General features: G+C 60.5%; 17 protein-coding genes and 1 pseudogene. 8 read left to right on the forward strand and 10 right to left on the reverse strand.

All coding sequences use genetic code 11. The features are described 5' to 3' along the window. Positions 1-55: 55 nt before the first annotated feature. From P0D96_RS42700 to P0D96_RS42710, 3 genes are all read right to left on the reverse strand, one after another. A complete protein-coding gene (locus P0D96_RS42700; RefSeq protein ID WP_408319975.1) occupies positions 56-778 on the reverse strand; it encodes an IS6 family transposase in 723 nt (240 codons plus the stop codon). 110 nt (positions 779-888) lie between these two features. Next, on the reverse strand, positions 889-2,340 hold the full coding sequence (locus P0D96_RS42705; protein WP_408319919.1) for an aminotransferase-like domain-containing protein: 1,452 nt from the start codon (positions 2,338-2,340) through the stop codon (positions 889-891). 65 nt (positions 2,341-2,405) lie between these two features. Beyond that, positions 2,406-3,887, reverse strand: coding sequence for an EAL domain-containing protein (locus P0D96_RS42710; RefSeq protein ID WP_408319922.1), 1,482 nt, complete (start codon positions 3,885-3,887; stop codon positions 2,406-2,408). Between the two features lie 321 nt (positions 3,888-4,208). Between P0D96_RS42710 and P0D96_RS42715 the strand changes: the two genes are divergently transcribed. Further along, positions 4,209-5,660: an aminotransferase-like domain-containing protein gene (locus P0D96_RS42715; RefSeq protein WP_408319925.1), complete on the forward strand. Its 1,452-nt coding sequence runs from the start codon at positions 4,209-4,211 to the stop codon at positions 5,658-5,660. 14 nt (positions 5,661-5,674) lie between these two features. On the opposite strand, the gene P0D96_RS42720 is transcribed toward P0D96_RS42715, so the two are convergent. The 4 genes from P0D96_RS42720 to P0D96_RS42735 are packed head-to-tail and all read right to left on the reverse strand — an operon-like array spanning position 5,675 to position 8,583. After that, positions 5,675-6,232, reverse strand: coding sequence for a diguanylate cyclase domain-containing protein (locus P0D96_RS42720; RefSeq protein ID WP_408319976.1), 558 nt, complete (start codon positions 6,230-6,232; stop codon positions 5,675-5,677). Then, positions 6,165-6,968 carry a PAS domain-containing protein gene (locus P0D96_RS42725; protein WP_408319928.1) on the reverse strand — a complete coding sequence of 268 codons (804 nt, stop codon included), beginning with the start codon at positions 6,966-6,968 and terminating at the stop codon, positions 6,165-6,167. The genes P0D96_RS42720 and P0D96_RS42725 overlap by 68 nt, the downstream gene beginning before the upstream one ends. Beyond that, positions 6,965-7,585 carry a GAF domain-containing protein gene (locus P0D96_RS42730; protein ID WP_408319931.1) on the reverse strand — a complete coding sequence of 207 codons (621 nt, stop codon included), beginning with the start codon at positions 7,583-7,585 and terminating at the stop codon, positions 6,965-6,967. Before P0D96_RS42730 ends, P0D96_RS42725 begins: the two co-directional genes overlap by 4 nt. After that, a complete protein-coding gene (locus tag P0D96_RS42735) occupies positions 7,582-8,583 on the reverse strand; it encodes an EAL domain-containing protein (RefSeq protein WP_408319933.1) in 1,002 nt (333 codons plus the stop codon). The genes P0D96_RS42730 and P0D96_RS42735 overlap by 4 nt, the downstream gene beginning before the upstream one ends. Positions 8,584-8,810: 227 nt before the next feature. On the opposite strand from P0D96_RS42735, the pseudogene P0D96_RS42740 reads away from it, so the two are divergent. The 6 genes and pseudogenes from P0D96_RS42740 to P0D96_RS42765 form a co-directional block, all read left to right on the forward strand. Further along, positions 8,811-9,110 (forward strand): annotated as a pseudogene (locus tag P0D96_RS42740) (transposase); the annotation flags it as partial. A gap of 586 nt (positions 9,111-9,696) precedes the next feature. Then, positions 9,697-10,227, forward strand: a complete 531-nt coding sequence (locus tag P0D96_RS42745) for a DUF1269 domain-containing protein (RefSeq protein WP_408319938.1) — start codon at positions 9,697-9,699, stop codon at positions 10,225-10,227. Between the two features lie 415 nt (positions 10,228-10,642). Then, a complete protein-coding gene (locus P0D96_RS42750; protein WP_408319940.1) occupies positions 10,643-10,885 on the forward strand; it encodes a hypothetical protein in 243 nt (80 codons plus the stop codon). Positions 10,886-10,952: 67 nt separating this feature from the next. After that, the gene (locus P0D96_RS42755; protein WP_408292792.1) at positions 10,953-11,192 is read left to right on the forward strand and encodes a DUF6566 family protein; all 240 of its coding nucleotides are present in this window, start codon (positions 10,953-10,955) and stop codon (positions 11,190-11,192) included. Positions 11,193-11,224: 32 nt separating this feature from the next. Further along, a complete protein-coding gene (locus P0D96_RS42760) occupies positions 11,225-12,475 on the forward strand; it encodes an NAD(P)/FAD-dependent oxidoreductase (protein WP_408319942.1) in 1,251 nt (416 codons plus the stop codon). Positions 12,476-12,548: 73 nt separating this feature from the next. Then, the gene (locus P0D96_RS42765) at positions 12,549-12,821 is read left to right on the forward strand and encodes a UBP-type zinc finger domain-containing protein (RefSeq protein ID WP_408319944.1); all 273 of its coding nucleotides are present in this window, start codon (positions 12,549-12,551) and stop codon (positions 12,819-12,821) included. Between the two features lie 54 nt (positions 12,822-12,875). Here the strand turns inward: P0D96_RS42765 and P0D96_RS42770 are convergent, their stop codons facing one another. The 3 genes from P0D96_RS42770 to P0D96_RS42780 all read right to left on the reverse strand — a co-directional run bounded on the left by P0D96_RS42770 (position 12,876) and on the right by P0D96_RS42780 (position 17,367). Beyond that, positions 12,876-15,704, reverse strand: a complete 2,829-nt coding sequence (locus tag P0D96_RS42770) for an ATP-dependent Clp protease ATP-binding subunit (RefSeq protein ID WP_408319946.1) — start codon at positions 15,702-15,704, stop codon at positions 12,876-12,878. Between the two features lie 128 nt (positions 15,705-15,832). Then, positions 15,833-16,702 (reverse strand): Hsp20 family protein, encoded by an 870-nt coding sequence (locus P0D96_RS42775; RefSeq protein WP_408319948.1) that lies wholly within the window; start codon positions 16,700-16,702, stop codon positions 15,833-15,835. Positions 16,703-16,965: 263 nt separating this feature from the next. Continuing rightward, a complete protein-coding gene (locus tag P0D96_RS42780; RefSeq protein WP_408319949.1) occupies positions 16,966-17,367 on the reverse strand; it encodes a hypothetical protein in 402 nt (133 codons plus the stop codon). A gap of 565 nt (positions 17,368-17,932) precedes the next feature. On the opposite strand from P0D96_RS42780, the gene P0D96_RS42785 reads away from it, so the two are divergent. After that, complete coding sequence (locus P0D96_RS42785; RefSeq protein ID WP_408319951.1) at positions 17,933-18,499, forward strand: phosphate-starvation-inducible PsiE family protein; 567 nt, start codon at positions 17,933-17,935, stop codon at positions 18,497-18,499. Positions 18,500-19,157 lie beyond the last annotated feature (658 nt).

The following is a 19,157-nucleotide window of genomic DNA, read 5'->3' on the forward strand; positions in this document are numbered from 1 at the left end:
GGTTCTGTCGCGGTAAGGAAAGCGGGTCAAGCAAAGGTGATATGAGAAGGATCGCTTACGAAATCAACGAGTAAAATTGCTGGGCGGCAGACAGCGAAGTCCTGCCCGAACATTTCACCTGTCCTTTCTTGAACATGTGCATCAATTCGATGCCACTCAGAATGACGCGCGCGCAGTTGAAATCCTTGAACCCGAGCATCGGTCGGGTTCGGTGTTTGATGGCTCGATGGTCCTGCTCCACGATGTTGTTCAAATACTTGATCTGACGAACCTTGATGGGCGTCTCGCGCTCGGCGCTCACCGCGTTAAGCGCGGCCAGATTGGCGCCGCTTTTGTCGATGGTTACGGTCTTGGGCGAGCCCTCCTGACCAATTGCCTTTTCGAAAAAGCGCCGCGCAGCAGCCTTGTCCCGCTTGGCTCTGAACAGAAAATCGATGGTATTGCCCGCCTTATCCACTGCCCGGTAAAGAAACTTCCACGAGCCCTTGACCTTGATATAGGTTTCGTCAACACGCCAGCTCTTGCCGCCCGGACGCTTGTGCTTACGAAATGTCTTTTCGAACAGTGTTACCACCTTGATGACCCAGCGATGTACCGTCGAATGATCGACAAAAATGTCGCGCTCGGCCATCATTTCCTCGAGATTGCGAAGACTCAGCGCGTAGGCAACGTACCATCGCACGCACAGCAGGATCACTTCAAGCGGATAGTGCAGCCGCTTCAGAACCTTGGCGATGTCCGGAGCAAGCGTCGTTCGTGGCGTCATTGCCTTCTTCATCGTGCGGCCAGAGCGTTTTCGTACGCCTCGAATTTTACCTCGCCCGCGTTGATACGACAGAGCCCCCAGCAGCAACTCGGACTCATCAATCATGGCGCCTCGTCTGCTATTTATTCCGCTCCTTCGCGCCCAGTATGCCGGGCTGTCCCTTGCTCAGCCATTGCTCGCCTCGCCAACATGCCCAAAGTGTGCATCTCGTTTTCAACGTCCGGGGTCCACGGACGACCATAGTTAAGCCGGATGTGACGGCGAAATTCGCGGCTGCATGAAAAGATTGCACCAGGTGCTATCGCGATTTCGTGGGCTTCCGCCATCTCGAACAACTGCACTGCCTCGACTCCTTCTGGAAGTTCCACCCATAGAAAGAATCCGCCCGGCGGCCGGACCACTAATGTCCCCTGGGGGAAGTACCTGACGACGGCGGCCACCATCCGGGCCTGAAGGGAAGCCAGTTCGCGACGCAGTTTGCGTAGAAGCCGGTCGTAGTCCCCATGCTCAAGGTAGTCGGCAATTGCGCATTGTACGGGCACAGACGCCGGGGCCATCGTCAGCCAACGCGCGTTCTCAATTCTCGAGGCGTATCGCCCCGCCGCTACCCAACCGAGGCGCAGTCCAGGCGCAAGGCTCTTCGAAAACGAACCGCAGTGCAGCACGAGGCCGTTAGAATCGAAGCGCTTCGCCGGATACGCGGGCGTCAAGCCAAAATGCAGTTCGCGGAATACGTCGTCCTCGATTAGCGGCACGCCATGCTTTGCCAGCAGCCTCACGAGCGCCTCCTTCCGTTCATCTGAGAGCGTCGCGCCGGTAGGCTGGTGCAGCGTCGTCATAAACCAGCAAGCCCGTACCGGATGGTGCCGCAACGCCTCCGCTAATGCGCCGAGGTCGAGTCCACGGTGTGGATCGACAGGGATTTCCACGGCCTTCAGATGCAGGCGCTGAACCGCATCTTGCACGGCATGAAAAGCGGGCCGTTCTATTGCGATGGTGTCGCCAGGCTGCGTCAGAACCTGCAGACACAGTATCAGTGCATCGAGCGCGCCGCTCGTCACAACAACCTCATCGATTGGAACGCTAACGCCTGTGACAATGTAGCGCAGGGCGATCTGGCGACGCAGATCTGCTTCCGCCTTTCCCGCCGACAAGGCATTCCGGGGACTCGCCATACTCCGGGTCGCCGCAGTCAACGAGCGCGAGATCCGGCCAAACGGGAACAACTGGGCACTTGGCTCCGAAGAGCCAAGCCCCGGATGCGCGCATCGACGTTGAGCCTTCATGAAGCGGATAACCAGGCTGTCGCCATCAGCCTCGTCGATACTGCGCTTTGAAACGATCGTTAGTGATTTCGTTAACGCAGGCCGACTTGCGACGAAATAACCAGACCGAGGTCTTGCTACGATCAGGCCTCGTCGTTCGAGCACGTAGTACCCCTGGAAAACCGTCGAAGGGCTGACGCGGTACGAACTGCTCGCCTGGCGCACCGACGGGAGCCGCACGCCGGGCTCAAGCGTACCGTTCGCAATCAGGTTTTCGAACTCTGCCGCTAGTTGGAGATAGCGCTTCATTATTATGTCATGCTAATTAATTAGAGTCGGCTCGGCTTGCTCCGGTTGCGGGCGGAATGCCTCATTCAGAAATTTCGGACCCGCCAGCCCAGCACGGTTGCAGCTCCCCCCGACTTTGAGGACGGGGCATTGGCGGTCTGGAGAAATGCCTTCAACTGGCTGGCGCCGAGTGCACGGCTGTAGAAGAAACCTTGCCCGAATTCGGCCCGGCTTGCCCGCGCGACGTTGTGATGCGCCGTGTTCTCGATGCCTTCGATCACGACCACAGCGCCCATCTCATGGCCCATGCTTGTCAACGCACTGATCTGTCCGGAGCGCTCATCGGGATCCATTCCCAGCACATCCCTGTCAATCTTCACCATCTCAAAGCTCATGTCTGGCGGCAGTTCAAGTCCGACGTCAGTGGAACTTAAGCCCGACAAGGCAAAACGCATTCCTTTATCACGCGCCTGTGCCATCATCGGGATGAGACGTTTTTTGAACTTCCTCGCGCTGTCTGTCCCGATCTTCAGTATTAGCGGTGGAAGACCGAGGGAGCCAACGTCACCCATGTCCGCGATGAACGCGGAACTTACCAGGTAAGAAGCGGGAGCGGTTACGCCCAGGTAGAGCGATTTCGGAGCGCCGATTTCCCGCAGATCCTCAGCGGCACGCGACAGGACGAATCGCGTCATTGGCCCAATTAGGCTGCTGCTCTCAATGAACTTCATGTAGTGGGCCGGCCCCAGCGCGCCATATTTCTCGTTTTCCCATCGCAGTAACGCTTCGATGCCGACACACCTGGCCCGCCGCACGCCAACGACAGGTTGATACTCAACATGGAACCGGCCTCGACGCAGCCCTGCACGCGCTGCACGCAGCAGGGACTTATCGTAGCGAAACCACCTTTTGAGGGCCCAACCGACAAGAACGACCAGGACCGCCAGCAGAATTGGCCACAATATAAATCCTAATATGGTCCATACTGAGGTACGCCGGGTAGCAGTGCTCGCCGAAGGCTGCAGCGAGACGAGTGTGTCGGTGTCGATCGAAGGTGAGACTGCTTGTGTTTCACAGCCCGTACCCAATGAACAATCTGGAGGCGACATCGCCGGTGGTTCCGGCGACTGCTCCGCGCGGTCGACCCGCGACGCGGAACCAGCCACAGCGTCAGAGGCCAAAAGGCCGTTTCGTTCTGCCGCCGCGTGGCCGCTGATATCCCACTTCACTTCCCTGAGCAGCCTCACCGCGTTCGGCCCCAAACTGGCCATCGCAGCAGCGGTGCCGGTCGCATCGCCACGCGTGTCGTCGAGCGAATCGCAAGTACTAGTCAGTAAAGGCATCAGGCCGGCAACCGGTCCGGCAAGGGCGGCGGGAATAGCGGGCAACGGCGCAATGGACGCGCAGGCTGAGCCGAAGCGAATCGGGGGTGCCGGTGGTCCGGCAAGCAAGTCCTTCAATTGCTGCCAGACGTTGCCTTCAACCGTCAGACTGCGACTGGAGCCCGTGTCGGCCGGACCTGCAATAGCGAGTGAGGTGCCTGCGCAGGCGACGAGCATGATTGCCATACCTCGTCTCCAGGCCCGGCGGGGCGCGATGAACGCGGCGCATCTGACAGATGAAACTGGGAACCGAGATGCCATTGATTTATCGTTAAAAATTCGGCTTAAAAAATCGCTATCGATTGGACCGCTACACGCAGGCGAAACATCGGAAGAACTGGAAACTGTCTGGGGCGCACTTTGCCAGCGTGTGCGCGTTCGCAATAGAAGCAGATTGCAAAAGAATGGCCGTATCAGATTAAAAAGGGGCATTCTTCTAACATCGGGTGTGTGTGCTACCGGGGCTGGTCCCATGCCCGCAATGGTGTTATCCGTGCGGAGTACAAGTTGAAACGGTACGAGCGGCTGGCCGACCAACTCAGTGGGCTCATCAAGCGCGGTGATCTGCCACCCGGCGCGCGTATCCCTTCGGTGCGCACGGCGTGCAAGGCTTGGGGCGTGAGCCCCGCGACGGTATTTCGTGCCTATTACCTGCTCGAAAGTCGGGGCTTGATTAAAGCGCGCCCGCGTTCTGGATATTTCGTGTCGCCGACTGCCATAGAATTGGCGCGGCCAACGCCCGAGACCTCGCCGGGCACCGACCCGAAGACCGTCAATATCAGCGACCTTGTCTTTGAGGTCCTCAAGACGATCAGGCAGCCCGAGACTGTCCCACTTGGTTCAGCGTTCCTGAGCCCTGCGCTGTTTCCGATGGCGCGCGTCGGAAAGTCGTGCGCGACGGTCAATCGTTCAACGGACCTGGCCAGCATGGTTGACGGACTGCCCCCAGGGCACGAAGGATTGCGCCAGCAGATTTCGTTGCGTTACCTGATGGCGGGGATGACGGTGCCTGTCGACGAGATAATCATTACGAGCGGTGCACTCGAAGCCTTGACACTAAGCGCCCAGTTGCTCGCCGCTCCAGGTGAGGTGATCGTGATCGAAAAGCCGACGTTCTATGCAGCGCTGCAGGCTATCGAGCGTCTGAGGCTGAACGTAGTGGAGATTCCTGTCGACCCGGTGAAGGGGCATGATCTGGATGCGCTCGCGCGTGCACTGCAGCAACATCCGGTTCGCGCCTGCTGGTTCATGACCTCGTTCCACAATCCGACCGGGGTGACATTGGACGATTCCAGGAAGCAGGCATTGGTTGATCTGCTCGCCAGACACGACGTGCCGCTCATCGAGGATGACGTCTACAACGAGCTGCATTTTGGCCCGGACCCGGTGCGTCCGGCCAAATTCTTCGACCGGAAAGGTATTGTCATCCATTGTGGATCGTTCGCGAAGTGCCTTGCGCCCGGATATCGTATCGGCTGGGCGGCAGCCGGAAGGTTCGCGGGTGGGCTGGAACGTGCGAAATGGATGACCACTCTATCGGCCAGCATGCCGGCGCAGCGCGCAATCGCCGACTATCTGGAGCATGGCGGATATGAACGTTTCCTGCACAAACTACGTCGCGAGTTGGCCCTTCAGCAATCGCAGATGCTCGACGCGATCAGCCGGTACTTCCCGGCCAATACGATGGCGACGAGGTCTGACGGCGGTTATTTCACATGGGTGGCGCTACCGGATCACGCAGACTCGATACACCTCTTCCAGGCTGCGCTCAACCGTGGCATCAGTATCGCGCCCGGACCTATCTTCTCTGCGGACGGCGCCTTTCGACACCGTGTGCGTCTGAACTATGGATATCCGTGGTCGGCGCGGCTCGATAAAGCGGTCGCGACACTAGGTGCCCTGTGCGTCGATGAATCGCGATGCGGCGCAAAGCTGGCCGGCCCGGTGCGGCCGGCATGATACGGGCGTCGATCTCAACCCGGCACGCCGGCCGGTGAATCGTGAAGCTCGTGCACGACAATACGCGCCTTGCCTGCGACTTTCGCACGATACATTGCGGCATCCGCCGCGCGTAACAGGGCTTCCCCACTCAATGACGCCGCCTGGCCGCGCAGTAGCATGCCGATACTCGCCGATAACCGGACGACCTTCGCCCCGAACGTTATGGGCTGGCTCAGTGTCAGCAGGATTGCACGTGCAATTCTCTCCAGTGCAGCACGATCGATTGCAGGGTCGGTCAGCAGCACTGTGAACTCATCCCCTGCATGCCGCGCAACCAGATCCCCGCCACGCACGCAGCGGCTGATCCGGCGCGCGGTTTCAACCAGTACTTCGTCGCCGCACTGATGCCCGTATGTATCGTTCACGGCCTTGAAGCCGTCCAGGTCGATAAACACGATGGCAGCGACACCGTCGCCTCCTGCTGCGCATGCTTCTTCCAGCCTGTCGAAGAACGAGCGTCTGTTAGGCAGGCCGGTCAGGGTCGTGGAACGCCTGATGCCGCATGCGATCGAGCAACGCCGTTCGCTCAGTCACATCCTGCACCAGCAGGTAGTACCCGTCAGCCGACTGATCGTGGACGCGACGCGGCACCAGCACACCACGCAGGACACGTTGGCCTCCGTTGAGCGTCGCTCCAACCTCGTATTCGACCCTTTCGCCGTCGAGCACGCGTTGGACGTACGGCTCGATGGCAGCAACATAGTCAGCGTCAAGAACCTCATGGGTGAGCCGTCCCACGATCTCCTCCGGGTCCAGCCCAAGCCACTCGCGATGGGTTGAGTTGGCGAACCGAAAACGTCGCTCACCGTCGACATAAGCGACCAGCACCGGCAGATTGTCAGCGATGGCGCGCAGATCTACGCGCGTGGCTCCCAATTGTCGCTCGGCGGTCGTGAGCTGCTCATGCGACCTGCGCAGAACTTCCGAGGCCTCATGGGCTGCCCGATGCAACGCAGCCTCCCGCGCATCGCGCGCGATTTTCTCCCGTTGCTCCGCCAGGGTATTTTGAATGACAAACAGCCAGCCTCCGTCGCGGGTCGACCCCGCCTGCTTCAATGCCACCTGCACTCGCGCTGGCTTACTTTGCTTGTTGCGCAACTGGAACGTTACGTCCAGCGTCAGGACCTCGACCCCTCGGCCACGATTGAGTGCCTGCACGACCTGTTCAAGCTTGGTCTGGTCGCTCGCATCCAGCAAATCGAGTATGTTCGTTTTCGTCAGCGGGGCACGAGAGTGCGCGAAGAATTTCACGCAGGCATCATTCATGCGCCGCCACTCCCAGTCCCTTCCGATATGCGCAATAGCGACCGGTGTCGATAGAACGTCTCGACGTACAGCGCATGCTGGGCCTCAAGCCGGTCGATCGCCTGAAGCACCTGCAAACGATCAGGGCTGTCCATCTGGCGCAGGCCAACTTCGTGCTCGATCATTTGCCCAAGGTCCACCACCATCTGACGCTGTTGGCGCGTGAAGCGCCGCGGCATCGTGTGCATCACGCATAGCATACCGATGGGTTTGCCGCACGCTAGACGCAGCGCAATGCCTGCGAAAAAGCGGATCCCCGGTTCGCCGGTTGCCAGTGGCCCCTGCGCAAGCTTCGGATCAGACAGCGCATCCCTGACGACGAACGGTTCCTCGCATTGGAGCGTCCGGCAATAGTACGTCTCCACATGGAATACGACGTCCCGTCCGCACCCGCTTGCGCCTACGACTTCTGGCTGGCCCAGACTTTCGAGACATACGATGGACATTGGTAAATTCAGCGCGCGCGCGGCGATCCTGGTCACGCGCTGAAAGTACTGATCGTAGTCGCTTTCTGGTGGCAGGGTGGCGCTGGCTGGTTGTCGTTGTTGCTGCGCATCCATGACGCATTCGTCTTTCACGCTCCATGCTCCGTTCCGGTCACATTGTGTAATGCGTTTATCGACGCCGTCGCCGACGCAAACGCACGAAGCTGATCGACTGCCATCGGCTTCCCATACCAGTATCCCTGCGCGAGGTCGATTCCCGAGCGATGTACCACATCGTGTTCTGCAGCGCTCTCGACGCCTTCCACGACAACTTTCGCACCAAGTGTGTGCACCAACGCGGCTACCGACTTCAGAAACTGGATGCGCGCTTCGCCGCGCATGGCTAGAAATCGCCGGTCGAGTTTCACCTGATCAAACCGGAAATCGCAGAGTAAGTCCAGATTGCTGAAGCCAGTGCCGAAATCGTCGAGTGACAGGCGTACGTCGCGTTGCCTCAAGTGGCTAAGCGCCGCGATAACCCGCGGTGTGCGCTCGACGCAGTTGCGCTCGGTGAGTTCCAGAACGAGGCGATCTAACATTGGACCGGCGGACTCACAGATATCCTCGACAAAGCATTCCTCCATCAGATGCCGCGCGCAGATATTTACCGATATATGCCAGTGCTGAGCGAACGGCAGCTGGGTCAGTGCGTTATTCGCCTCGCGCAGCACGAAACAGGTCAACGCGCCCAGCAGACGCGTGCCTTCGAGCTCTCCAATGAACAGCCCCGGGCCCCCGGCTCCGAACTTTGGATGGCCCCACCGGAGCAGGGCTTCCACGCCCACGCAGTGTCGCGTGCGCGTGTCCACGATGGGCTGATAGACGACATGGAACTCCCCGCGGCGAAGACCGATGCGCGCGGCGCGCCGCAATCTTGCTTTTGGGCGGCCCCGGTAACCAACGTACACAACCGAGCCGCAAGCCGATAGGGCGATAACCAGCACAACGGCGTCGCGAGATGCGATCAGGCTAGCCGCGAGCAAACCAGCCAGGCTCGACGCAACGGCGACAGTCACCACCGCGTCAAGATGCCCGTCGAATACAGGTCGCAGCCGGCGTATTCGTGCCGTGTAGCGTTGAAAAACCCGCATGAAGTTGCTTTCGCACCGTTATCTGTGTTGCGTACTATGACCTGACTGCGTTTCGAAAACGAGTAGCAGTTACGTGTCAAAACATGCGTATCAGATCCGCCGTCACACACGGGGTAAGTCGCCGCGGCAATTCGCTGAGGCAGGCTTGTCTCTTTACTCGGCGGCTCACGCGCTCGCCTTAACCGTGAAGACGTTATCCAAGGCACGAATGATCCCGGCGACTTTGCGCCAAGCGTCCCTTCGCCGGACCGGAAGCGGTGCTTGAGTACCTCGCACGCTGTACCCACCGCGTCGCGATTCTCCAACCAGCGCCTGGTCGAATTCGACGAGCGCGGCGAGACCTTCCGCTAGAAGGAATACCGCGCGAAGGGACCCACCCGCTACAAGATCATGACGCTCCAAGCCGGCGAGTTCACGCGCCACTCCTGCAGCACGAACTACCCAGCGGCTTCCATCGCATCAGTCACTATCGACTAACGGCCAATCCGGTGCGCCGCGGCAGTCTCGGAAAGGCGCGTGAACTGTTGGACGTCGTGCCTGAGGCGGGCACCCAGCCCGACGATTCCGGGGGGCTCTCCCTCTGGTCTTCGTCTGCCGGCACAGCCGTGCGCCGATGATCGTCATCGAGATCCAGGAGCGCACTGCGTCCATTCGCGCACCACCCATGCCCGCGAGGCGAGACATGAGCGCAACGCTTCCTGCACTTGCAACCCCGACCGTCGGCTCTGCGGCAACGCGGTCCACGAAAATGAATCACCGGGTGCACGCGGGCCACGCCTGCGCCGCGCATCCGTCACCATATGGCGCGCGAGAGTGAATTCCTTCCCTTGGCCTGCCCGGGTGCTGCGCAAGGCTGCTCCAAGTTTCGACGCGATCGCAGGAATTCGACATGTCTTGGCAGGAACGTGGAAGAAGCGTAGTCAGCGGAAGCCTAATCTTGATTGATGATTACATGCCGTCAATGCCCTCCTGCATGCGGAAGTAAGTGCTGGGCCGGGGGCACCGCTGCAGCCTTCGAGCGGCTGACCGGGTTGCACCTGGCGCGGGGACTGAAAGCAATCATCTTGTCCCGGCCGTGCTTCGGTTGATCTTTCAGAAAGAAGGAGCGAGTCAATGAGCGATCTAGTGGTTGTGAGTTTCAAAGGTGAAGACACTGCCGACCAGGTGCTGAACAAGCTCCAGCAGCTGCAGAAAGAGCACCTGATCGACCTTGAGGATGCATGCGTCGTGGTCCGGGACGCGAAGGGCAAGATACACCTCAAGCAAGCCGTGGATCTCGTCAGGATAGGCGCGCTCAGTGGCGCCGCCTGGGGCGGTCTGTTTGGTGCGCTGGTTGGTGTGTTATTGCTCAATCCGCTCGTCGGACTGGCGACAGGCATGGCCGTCGGCGCCGGCACGGGCGCGTTGTCGGGCGCGCTCTCAGACTATGGAATCGATGACGATTTCATGCGTTCGACAGGCCAGAACATCGAGGCGGGTTCGTCCGCGCTTTTCATCCTGGTGCGTCGCGTGAACTTCGACAAGGTCCTGCCGGAACTGAAACCTTTCGGTGGAAAGGTATTGAAGACGTCTCTGACGAACGACCAGGAGGAACGTCTGAGAAAGGCACTGGAGGGCTTGAACACCAGCGGCATGGCTACCTGAACACCGTCCGGTCGAGGATGATATGAAAGTGCAGGAAGCACCACTTTCGTGCCGCTCGCAGCGATCGTCACGGCTACTCATGGCCCGTACTCTGCCGCCAGCGCCGTCGCGACAGTATTAAGCTGCGGCCGAACTTAACTTCGTTCGGAACCGGGCAGTGACACATTCACTGTCGCAACGGTGACACAATCGATAGATCCACGATCGATCAACCGTTCCTCGTTCGGCCCTTCAATCTAGGCCGCCCCCGGTGTAAATGACCGCATGCAAACAGGTAACCGCATCGGAGAAATTTTGCGTCAGGCCGGCGGTCACCACTCTCGCCCGAATCCCAATCATCCGTGCGTGATCTCCGCACGAGACTTTCACGCGACGTGACTCCGTGACGACGTTCGCCACTCATGAGGGCAAGCCCATGTCGAAGTCCATTCAAACGGCCGAGCAGATTCGCGGCGAAACACAGCGGCGCGTCGAGCAGCTTGCAGCCGACGTCCCCCACCATTTGCGAGTTCGCGTGCCGCTGCCCGAGCGGCATCCGCCCGACGCCTCCGGCCGGAACTGGGACATGCTCGCGCTCAACGAGAGCGGCACCGACTATCTTCGACAGGTCAGGCGTGTCATCGAGGACATGCGTACTGAGTTCGTTCTGCCGGATTGAGACGAGCGTGCGCCGGCCAGTGCGTTCAATAACTTGAGGCGGCGTCGCGGCAGACGTCGGACACCGTATGCAGACAAACACGCTTGCCTGGCAAGGGTACGAGATCGCGGTGCAGCCGGAGCAGAACGAATTCGGCGCATGGCGCGCGAAGGTCAACGTACGCAAGGCTTCGGATACGTTGACCGAGTGTCGTCCCGAGACCGTTCAGCCGGAATGGTTAACTGAGGCCGAAGCCGTGCGTGACGGCTTCGAATGGGGCCGCCGCTTCGTACGGCAAAAGATCGAAGCGTCGGCGGATTCCCTTTGACGGTTGACCACACACATGACCCGAACACAGACATGGGCGAGGCACACATGGTCAAGATCTATGGACGCATGCGGTCGGCGGAAGGCTATGCGATCCGCGATTTCCTGCATCGTTGCGACATTCCTTTCGAGTGGATCGAACTCAATAACGATGAAGAGGCGGTGAAGCTGGCACAGGTGCAGCACCTTCGCGACTCGCGCCTGCCGGTATGCGAGTTTCACGACGGCACGCGACTCGAATGTCCGACTGTCCGGCAGATCACCGAAAAGCTCGGCTGGTTTCGCAGCCCGTCACGTTCGGAATACGATCTCGCGATCTATGGCGCCGGGCCGGCCGGTCTGAGCGCCGCGGTCTACGGTGCATCCGAGGGATTGCGCACGGTGCTGGTGGAGCGCTGGGCCGTCGGTGGGCAGGCTGGCAGCACGTCGAAGATCGAGAACTACCTGGGGTTTCCGCAGGGTGTCAGCGGAACGGAGCTCGCCGAGCGGGCCCGCGATCAGGCAGTCCGCTTCGGTGCGGAAATCCTGCTGGCCCGTGCCGGCGTGCGCGCGGATTTCTCGACGGGAAACGGTATCGTCTATCTCGAAGACGGTACGCGGATCACGGCACGCACGTCGGTGTGCGCGACAGGTGTCGCGTACCGGCGGCTCGAATTGCCAGACGAAGCGCGCTTCAGCGGCGCGGGTGTGTACTACGGCGCGGGTGCGAGCGAGGCATCGCTGATCCGCGGCGAAGACGTGTACATCGTGGGCGGCGGCAATTCGGCGGGGCAGGCCGCGATGCATTTTTCCCAGTACTGCAATCACGTCACGATGGTGGTGCGCGACACGTCGCTGAAAAGCACACTGTCGCAGTACCTGATCGACCGTATTTCATCCGCGTCAAACATCGAGGTGCTGACCTGCACGACCGTTACCGCATTGCACGGCGACGACCTGCTGCGCGAAATCACGCTGACCGATCGCCGCGGCGGCGAAGCGCGACGCGTGAAGACGAACTGGCTCTTCGTTTGCATTGGCGGCCTGCCGCAGACTGATTGGGCCAAAGAAGTGGGCGTGGCGCGCGATGAAGCCGGCTATCTCGTGACGGGCACTGACCTCCACGACACGGACCAGAGGCTGCAGTGGCCGCTGGATCGCGAGCCGCTGTATCTGGAAACCAGCATGCCCGGCGTGTTCGCCGCCGGCGATGTCCGCCACGGTTCGATCAAACGCGTAGCGGCCGCCGTCGGCGAAGGAGCCACGGCGGTAGCGCTCGTGCACCGCTATCTGAGCGGCGCATGATGTGCTTCATGTGCCTCACATGAGTGAGCGCCGTCCGCTTTCCCTGTCGCAATCTCATCACCAGGAGCTGACCATGACTCCCACCTGCACGCATCTGGATGGAATCCGCGTATTGCAGACCACGAAGCACTATTGCGAGGACTGCGTGAAACTCGGCCACTCCTGGGTGCATCTGCGGCTCTGCATGTCGTGCGGTCATGTAGCTTGTTGCGACTCGTCGCCCGATCGCCATGCGAGCGCGCATTATCACGCGACCGGCCACCCGCTGGTGCGTTCCGTTGAACCGGGCGAATCGTGGATCTGGTGCTATCGCGACGAGATGATCGCGGGAGAAGTGGCACTGTAAGCGGGTACAGCCGGCGGCGTTGACTCCGCCGGCCGTACCCGTCGTTTCCGAGCCTCAGGCCGAGGCTTCGGCGGCTTTCCTGGCTTCTTCGCCGGTCGATTCCTGCGCCGCCAGCTTTTTCACACGTACGGCCTTTTCGCTGGTGTCCCAGTCGATTTCGACAGCATCGCCGCTGCGCACATCGCCTCGTAACAGCGAGTCGGCGAGTTCCGATTCCACTTCCATACGGATCTTGCGCTTCAACATCCGCGCGCCGAACTCGGGATCGTATCCAACCCTGGCCAGATGATCACGCAGTGCATCGTCGAACGACAGCTCGATATTCTGCGCGGCAGCCGTGCGCTGCACGCGCTGGAGCTGCAGGTCGACGATCCGGCGGATCTGCTCCCTGCCGAGCGCATGGAACACAACCACTTCATCGACACGGTTCAGGAACTCCGGCTTGAAATGATGCCGCAGGACTTCCATCAGCCGGTCGCGCAGCGCGGGATAGTCCAGCTGTTTCGAATCGGCCTTCATGTTGTCCTGAATCATCTGCGAGCCGATGTTGCTGGTGGCGATGATCACGGTGTTGGTGAAATCCACGAGCCGTCCCTTGCCGTCCGTCAGACGTCCTTCGTCGAACAGTTGCAGCAGGATGTTGTGCACTTCGGAATGCGCCTTTTCGATCTCGTCGAGCAGCACGACACTGTATGGGTGGCGCCGCACGCGCTCGGTCAGCTGGCCGCCTTCTTCGTAGCCGACATAGCCGGGAGGCGCGCCGACGAGACGGGCCACCGTGTGGCGTTCCGAGTATTCGCTCATGTCGATGCGCACGAGTGCGTTCTCGTCGCCGAATACCGCGGCGGCGAGCGCCTTCGCGAGTTCGGTCTTGCCAACGCCGGTCGGTCCGAGAAAGAGGAAGCTGGCGATCGGCTTGCCAGCTTCCGTCAACCCCGCGCGTGAAAGTCGCACGGCCTTTGATACGGCCGTGACGGCTTCGTCCTGTCCGACAACGCGTTCCCTCAAACGGTCTTCCAGACGCAGCAGCTTTTCGCGATCCTCGGCTGTGAGTTCGGACACCGGCACGCCGGTCAGCGAGGATACAATCTGCGCGATGTCTTCCGCCCCGACTTCCTGCGAACTGGTGCCGCGTTCCTTCTTCCAGGCCTCCGTCGACTCATTCAGACGCGCTTGCTCGGCCTTGATTTTCTCCTGCAGTTCCTTCGCCTTGTCGAACTGTTTGGCCGCGCTCGCCGAGTCCTGCTCCTGACGCAGACGACGGACAGTGGCCTCGATTCCCTGCAGCGCCTGCGGTCGCGAGTTCGACGAAATGCGCACGCGAGCCGCGGCCTGGTCGAGCAGGTCGATAGCCTTGTCGGGCAGGAAGCGGGCGGCGATATAGCGATCCGACAGCTTCGCCGCGGCCGTGATCGCCTCTTCGGTGATCTTCACTTTGTGATGTGCCTCAAGCCGGTCGCGCAGGCCGCGCAGGATATCAATCGTGTCCTCGACGCTCGGCTCGGGCACCATCACTGGCTGGAAGCGCCGTTCGAGTGCCGAATCCTTTTCGATGTACTTCTGGTATTCATTGAGCGTGGTTGCGCCGATCAGATGCAGCTCGCCGCGCGCAAGCGCCGGCTTGAATACGTTGCCGATATCGAGCCCGCCTTCGCCGCCGCCTTGGCCCGCGCCGACGATCGTATGAAGCTCGTCGATGAAAATGATCAGCCGGTCCTGGTTCGCGACGATTTCGTCGAGCACCTGCTTGACGCGCTCTTCGAATTCGCCCCGATATTTCGCGCCCGCCACCACGCTGTTGATGTTCAGCTCGACCACGCGCTTGCCGCGTAGCACTTCAGGGATCTGGTCCTGCGCGATGCGTTGCGCCAGACCTTCGACGATCGCCGTCTTGCCGACGCCCGGCTCGCCGATCAGAACCGGGTTGTTCTTGCGGCGCCGCGCGAGCACTTCGATGGTGGTTTCGATTTCTTTGTCACGGCCGATTACCGGATCCAGCTTGCCGAGCTTTGCCAGCTCGCTTAGATCGCGCGCGTATTTATCGAGCGTCGGGGTGGAGGAGCGGCCTTCGACGCTGCCGTCTTCCGCGCCCTGGCCCACCACCTTCACTGCTTTCTGACGCAGGGATTGCGACGTCAACCCGAGTTTGCGCAGCAGCTCGCCGGCGAAGCCGTCTCCTTCCTCGACGAGACCGATCAGGATGTGTTCCGGGCCGACATAGCTATGGTCGAGCTCGCGCGACGCCACGAGTGCATGTTCGAGCGCGCTCTTTGCGCGCGGCGAAACGCCGATGCGGGCCTCGTCTCCATCGGCTTTGGCCGTACCGCGCGGCGCGTCCTGTTCGATGGTGCGCTTGATATCGTCGGCATCGAGCTTGAACTCGCGCAGGATTTCGTTGACGACGTTGCTATCGGCGAGCGCGAGCAGCAGATGTTCCGTGTCGACCTCGTTCTTGCCGAACTCGACAGCTTTCTGCGCGGCCGCCTGCAGCCGGTCGAGCCCGCTTTCGCTCAGAAAGCTCTGCAGGTCGACGCCCTCACGTGCACGCCTGCGTCGGCGAGGGCGGGCGCCGCTGCTGTCCGGTCCGCCCGCTGCTTGAGACGGACCGGATGACCCGGCCGAACCCGACGCGCGGTCAGGCGCGGGACGCCCTGCCCGCTCCCAGTCCGTGCCGCCGTTTTCGAATGGCGACCATCCCTCGTCGAACAGGCGCTCGAACAGCCCACCGTGGAAAAGCGACTCGAGCGGCGACAGGCTGCGCTGATGGCGTGCCATGAACTGCATGTGATGTTCGTCGCAAAGCATCAACTGGCGCCGCTGGCCGTTCTCGGTGATCGTGATCTGTGTAGTCGCCGGTTTACCGCAAACACTGCACTTGGCCATGATGTTCCTCTTCAGGTTCTGCCCACGCGCTGTGCGTTGCGATGTGGGCGACTGGGCTGTCCATATCCTAGATATTTCTGCCTCGCCGACGCACTGCTTCACGATCTCTCGCGGCGAGACCTCGCGGATCACCTGGTCTCGATCTGCTTTGCGATCTGTTTTGTCTCGCCCGCTTTGGGCACGCGTATGGTCAGCACGCCGTTGTCGAAGCGCGTGTCGACACGATCGAGGTCGACACCGGACCGCAACGGAATCGCCCGCTGAAATTGCCCGAACGCGCGTTCCACGCGGTAACAGCCTTTTTCTTCGCCCTTAGACTCGATCTGCTTGTTGCCGCTTAGCAGCAGCATGTCATCGATCACTTCGAACTTCACGTCGTCGCGGCTCAGGCCCGGCAGTTCGGCGAGGATACGCAAGGCGTCGCCGTCGTCGACCACGTCGAATGCGCGGCTGAAACCAGCTGGGATTGAAATCGCCGAACCACTGTTCCAGCGGCACAGCCCGCCGAACGGATCCCGGATCAGATCGGTGAGCAGATTTAGCAAGGCACCGCTGAAAATGGCGTACGCACCGATCATCCAAACAAGTGCAAGCGCGCCAGCGCCGGGCCACGCGATCACGAGCACGCCGAATACCAGCGAAATAGTGCCGGTTGCGTACAGCGACCGGGCGCGGCGCAGGCGACCACGCGACGGGGTGACGGTAACGAGATCGAACACGCCTGCCGCGATGGCGTTTACGCGCCTCACAATGACGAGCACTAGGGCGATGATGGCCGGCAGGAAGATCGCAATCACACCGGCGACGACGCTGAACAATCCCAGCAGCAGTGGCGCCCACCAGCCCCATGTGTCATGACCATGACGGATGGCCCCGCTGATTGCGCTGATGCCGCTGATAGTCGCGTAGGCCGCGTACAGCGCGACTAGAAAGGCAAGCGTAAGACCAGATAGAGCCAACGCCAGCATCCACCACGCGTGTCCGAGCAGATCGTGCATCGTGAGGCCTCGCGTAGCAATGAACTGTATTCGCCTCTGGCGGAGCCATTGAAGCCATGCATTCAACACTACGCGCCGACAGAAGCGACTTCTTTCTCATTCCTGCGAAGACTTGTCGGGATTCTGCAATCCTGGCGTGCGCCGCCCGGATGCCGGCAATTCGCTTCGCGCGGCAAGGTGGAATGCGCGGGGAGTCATTCCCGTGTAGCGATGAAATACTTCGGTAAATGCTGCTGGGTCTGGAAACCCATGCGGCCGCAACGTCAACGAGCGGCACCCGGCTCGAAGACAGCATCGATTTGGCGAGCGTCAGCCCCTCCGTCGTCAGATGAAAATGAGTGGGGAACCGGTGCTTTCCTCAATGTACACGCGAAGTGCGACGGACTCGTATGCACCAGCGCGGCGAGATGCTCAATCAGAATGTTCTCGGCAATATGTTCGCTGATGTGGATGTTGATACGCATCAGTATATGCTGGTCGATCAGTATTTCGGGATCGCTCGCATGAGCGCTGCGGCTGTAATGGTACGAGACATGCGAGGCAATGACGTCGGCGAAGTCCTCGAGGCAGCCGACTTCCACGGCGGCGGTTTGCGAGACCGAAATGAGCGTGTCGGTCGCCGCGCGCAGGAAGGGATCCAAGCCTTGAACCATAGTGGCAAGCACGGGCCGCCGATCCGAAAACTCTGTCGCGATTTGCTTTTGAGCGTGTGCGAAGCGATCGTGATGACGAGCCCTTGCGGATCGTCTCCTGGGCGCGGCTAATTGTGCGGTGGCTGGAAGGAAAGGCGGTACACGGTACACTAACGGTGACGTGGTTACATTTGCCGGTTGCGTCACGGCTGCTTGCTTCTACGGCTGTCCTGTCGGCCGGTACCAGCAGGTAGATGTCGGGACGTATGCCAGCCGACCGGTTGACGCACTCAGCGTTTTTTCCACTTCTACTCCAAGCTTAGTACGTGTTTTGTGACAGCCCGTGCCCCTGCCCCCCGAATAGAAAAATGGCGCATTCGCCAATCCGGACGGTGTGCGCAGGCGGCGCGACTTATAATGTTCGACAATGACGTCCGCCCGTTGCGTTGTCAAGCAGCTATCTGCAAAGAAACAGCATGAACCCGAAAGACCGTGGCGCATGAGCTGCCACATCGTCAACTGACCTTCGCGCGACGGATGTGCAATCCGCACCCGCTGTGTGCGCGCGGCGTATCGGCGACCGCCCGGGAGCCAAATCATGGACAGAAAGAAAAGCTGGCTGCGCAGGGATTTCGATGCGCTGCGTCTGCAGTGGGACGTACTCACCTTTTATGAACGCTTCGAACAGCTTGTCGCGCATGTGCTGAGCCTGGTGATCTCCGTCATCATTCTCGTGTCGCTTTGGCAATTGATCCGCGCGGTTACTGCATTGCTGGTTTCGGACGCGCTGAACCCGCTCGATCACGCAGTGTTTCAAACGGTCTTCGGCATGGTCATGACATTGTTGATCGCAATGGAATTCAAACATTCGATTACGCGCGTGATGGCGCGGCGCGATCATATCGTTCAGGTCAAGACGGTGGTTCTCATTGCGCTGCTTGCCATCGCCCGCAAATTCATCATTCTCGATCCAGCCAGCGCACCCGCGCAGATCGCGGCGCTTGCGTTTGCGCTGGTGGCGCTGGGGAGCGTTTACTGGCTGATGCGGCAGCGCGACGATCCGGTCGACGCGACCACGGCGGCGGACGCCGAACTCGACCGGACCATGTATGCACAGCGGCAGCAGGAAACACGATCCAGCGAAGGTGCGCAGCGGGGCGATTGACTCGGGCTGCCGCGCGATGACAGCGAAATCGCCGCTTTGGCGAACGTCGTCGACGGCCACGCGAGACCCGGATCCCGCTTCCGGTTCGACCTTCGACACGAATGTTTCAAGCGCGAGGCCCTTCGCTACGATTTCCCATACCGGTATCCCTGCGCGAGGTCGATTCCCGAACGCTGTACCACATCGTGTCCTGCAGCGCTCTCACCAACGTCTCCCGCATACATCTCTATGACAACTTCGGCCACCTCGACAACCGCGCCGGAAGAGAGCCAGTCATGTGTCTTCGAGTCGATGAGAGCCCAGCGCACATGCGTGACACCGCCAGTTGCAGGGTTAATCCGGACGCCGTCCATGCAACGTAGCCATATCCACCTCCATCATCCTGACAAAAATATTTCAACATTATGCGCTGCTCCCGCAAGACACGGCGGGGCGCACCGGGGAAGCGAGCGGGCTTCGGCCTTCGTTGCCGGGACCGATCGTAGATCGTACGTGTCGGTGGTACGTGAACGCCCTCACAAGCCCGTCGACGCTTATTACATCCTGCGTAGCGCCCTCCAGTTACGCACGCAGTTCTTCCCAGCTCCTGCCAGACGTGTAATCTTGTTCTGATCAACTCCCGGCGCCAGTATCTGGTTCGAGAAACTCTTGTCGCTCT

The sequence above is a fragment of the Paraburkholderia sp. RL17-347-BIC-D genome, assembly GCF_046027915.1.
Classification (GTDB): Bacteria; Pseudomonadota; Gammaproteobacteria; order Burkholderiales; family Burkholderiaceae; genus Paraburkholderia.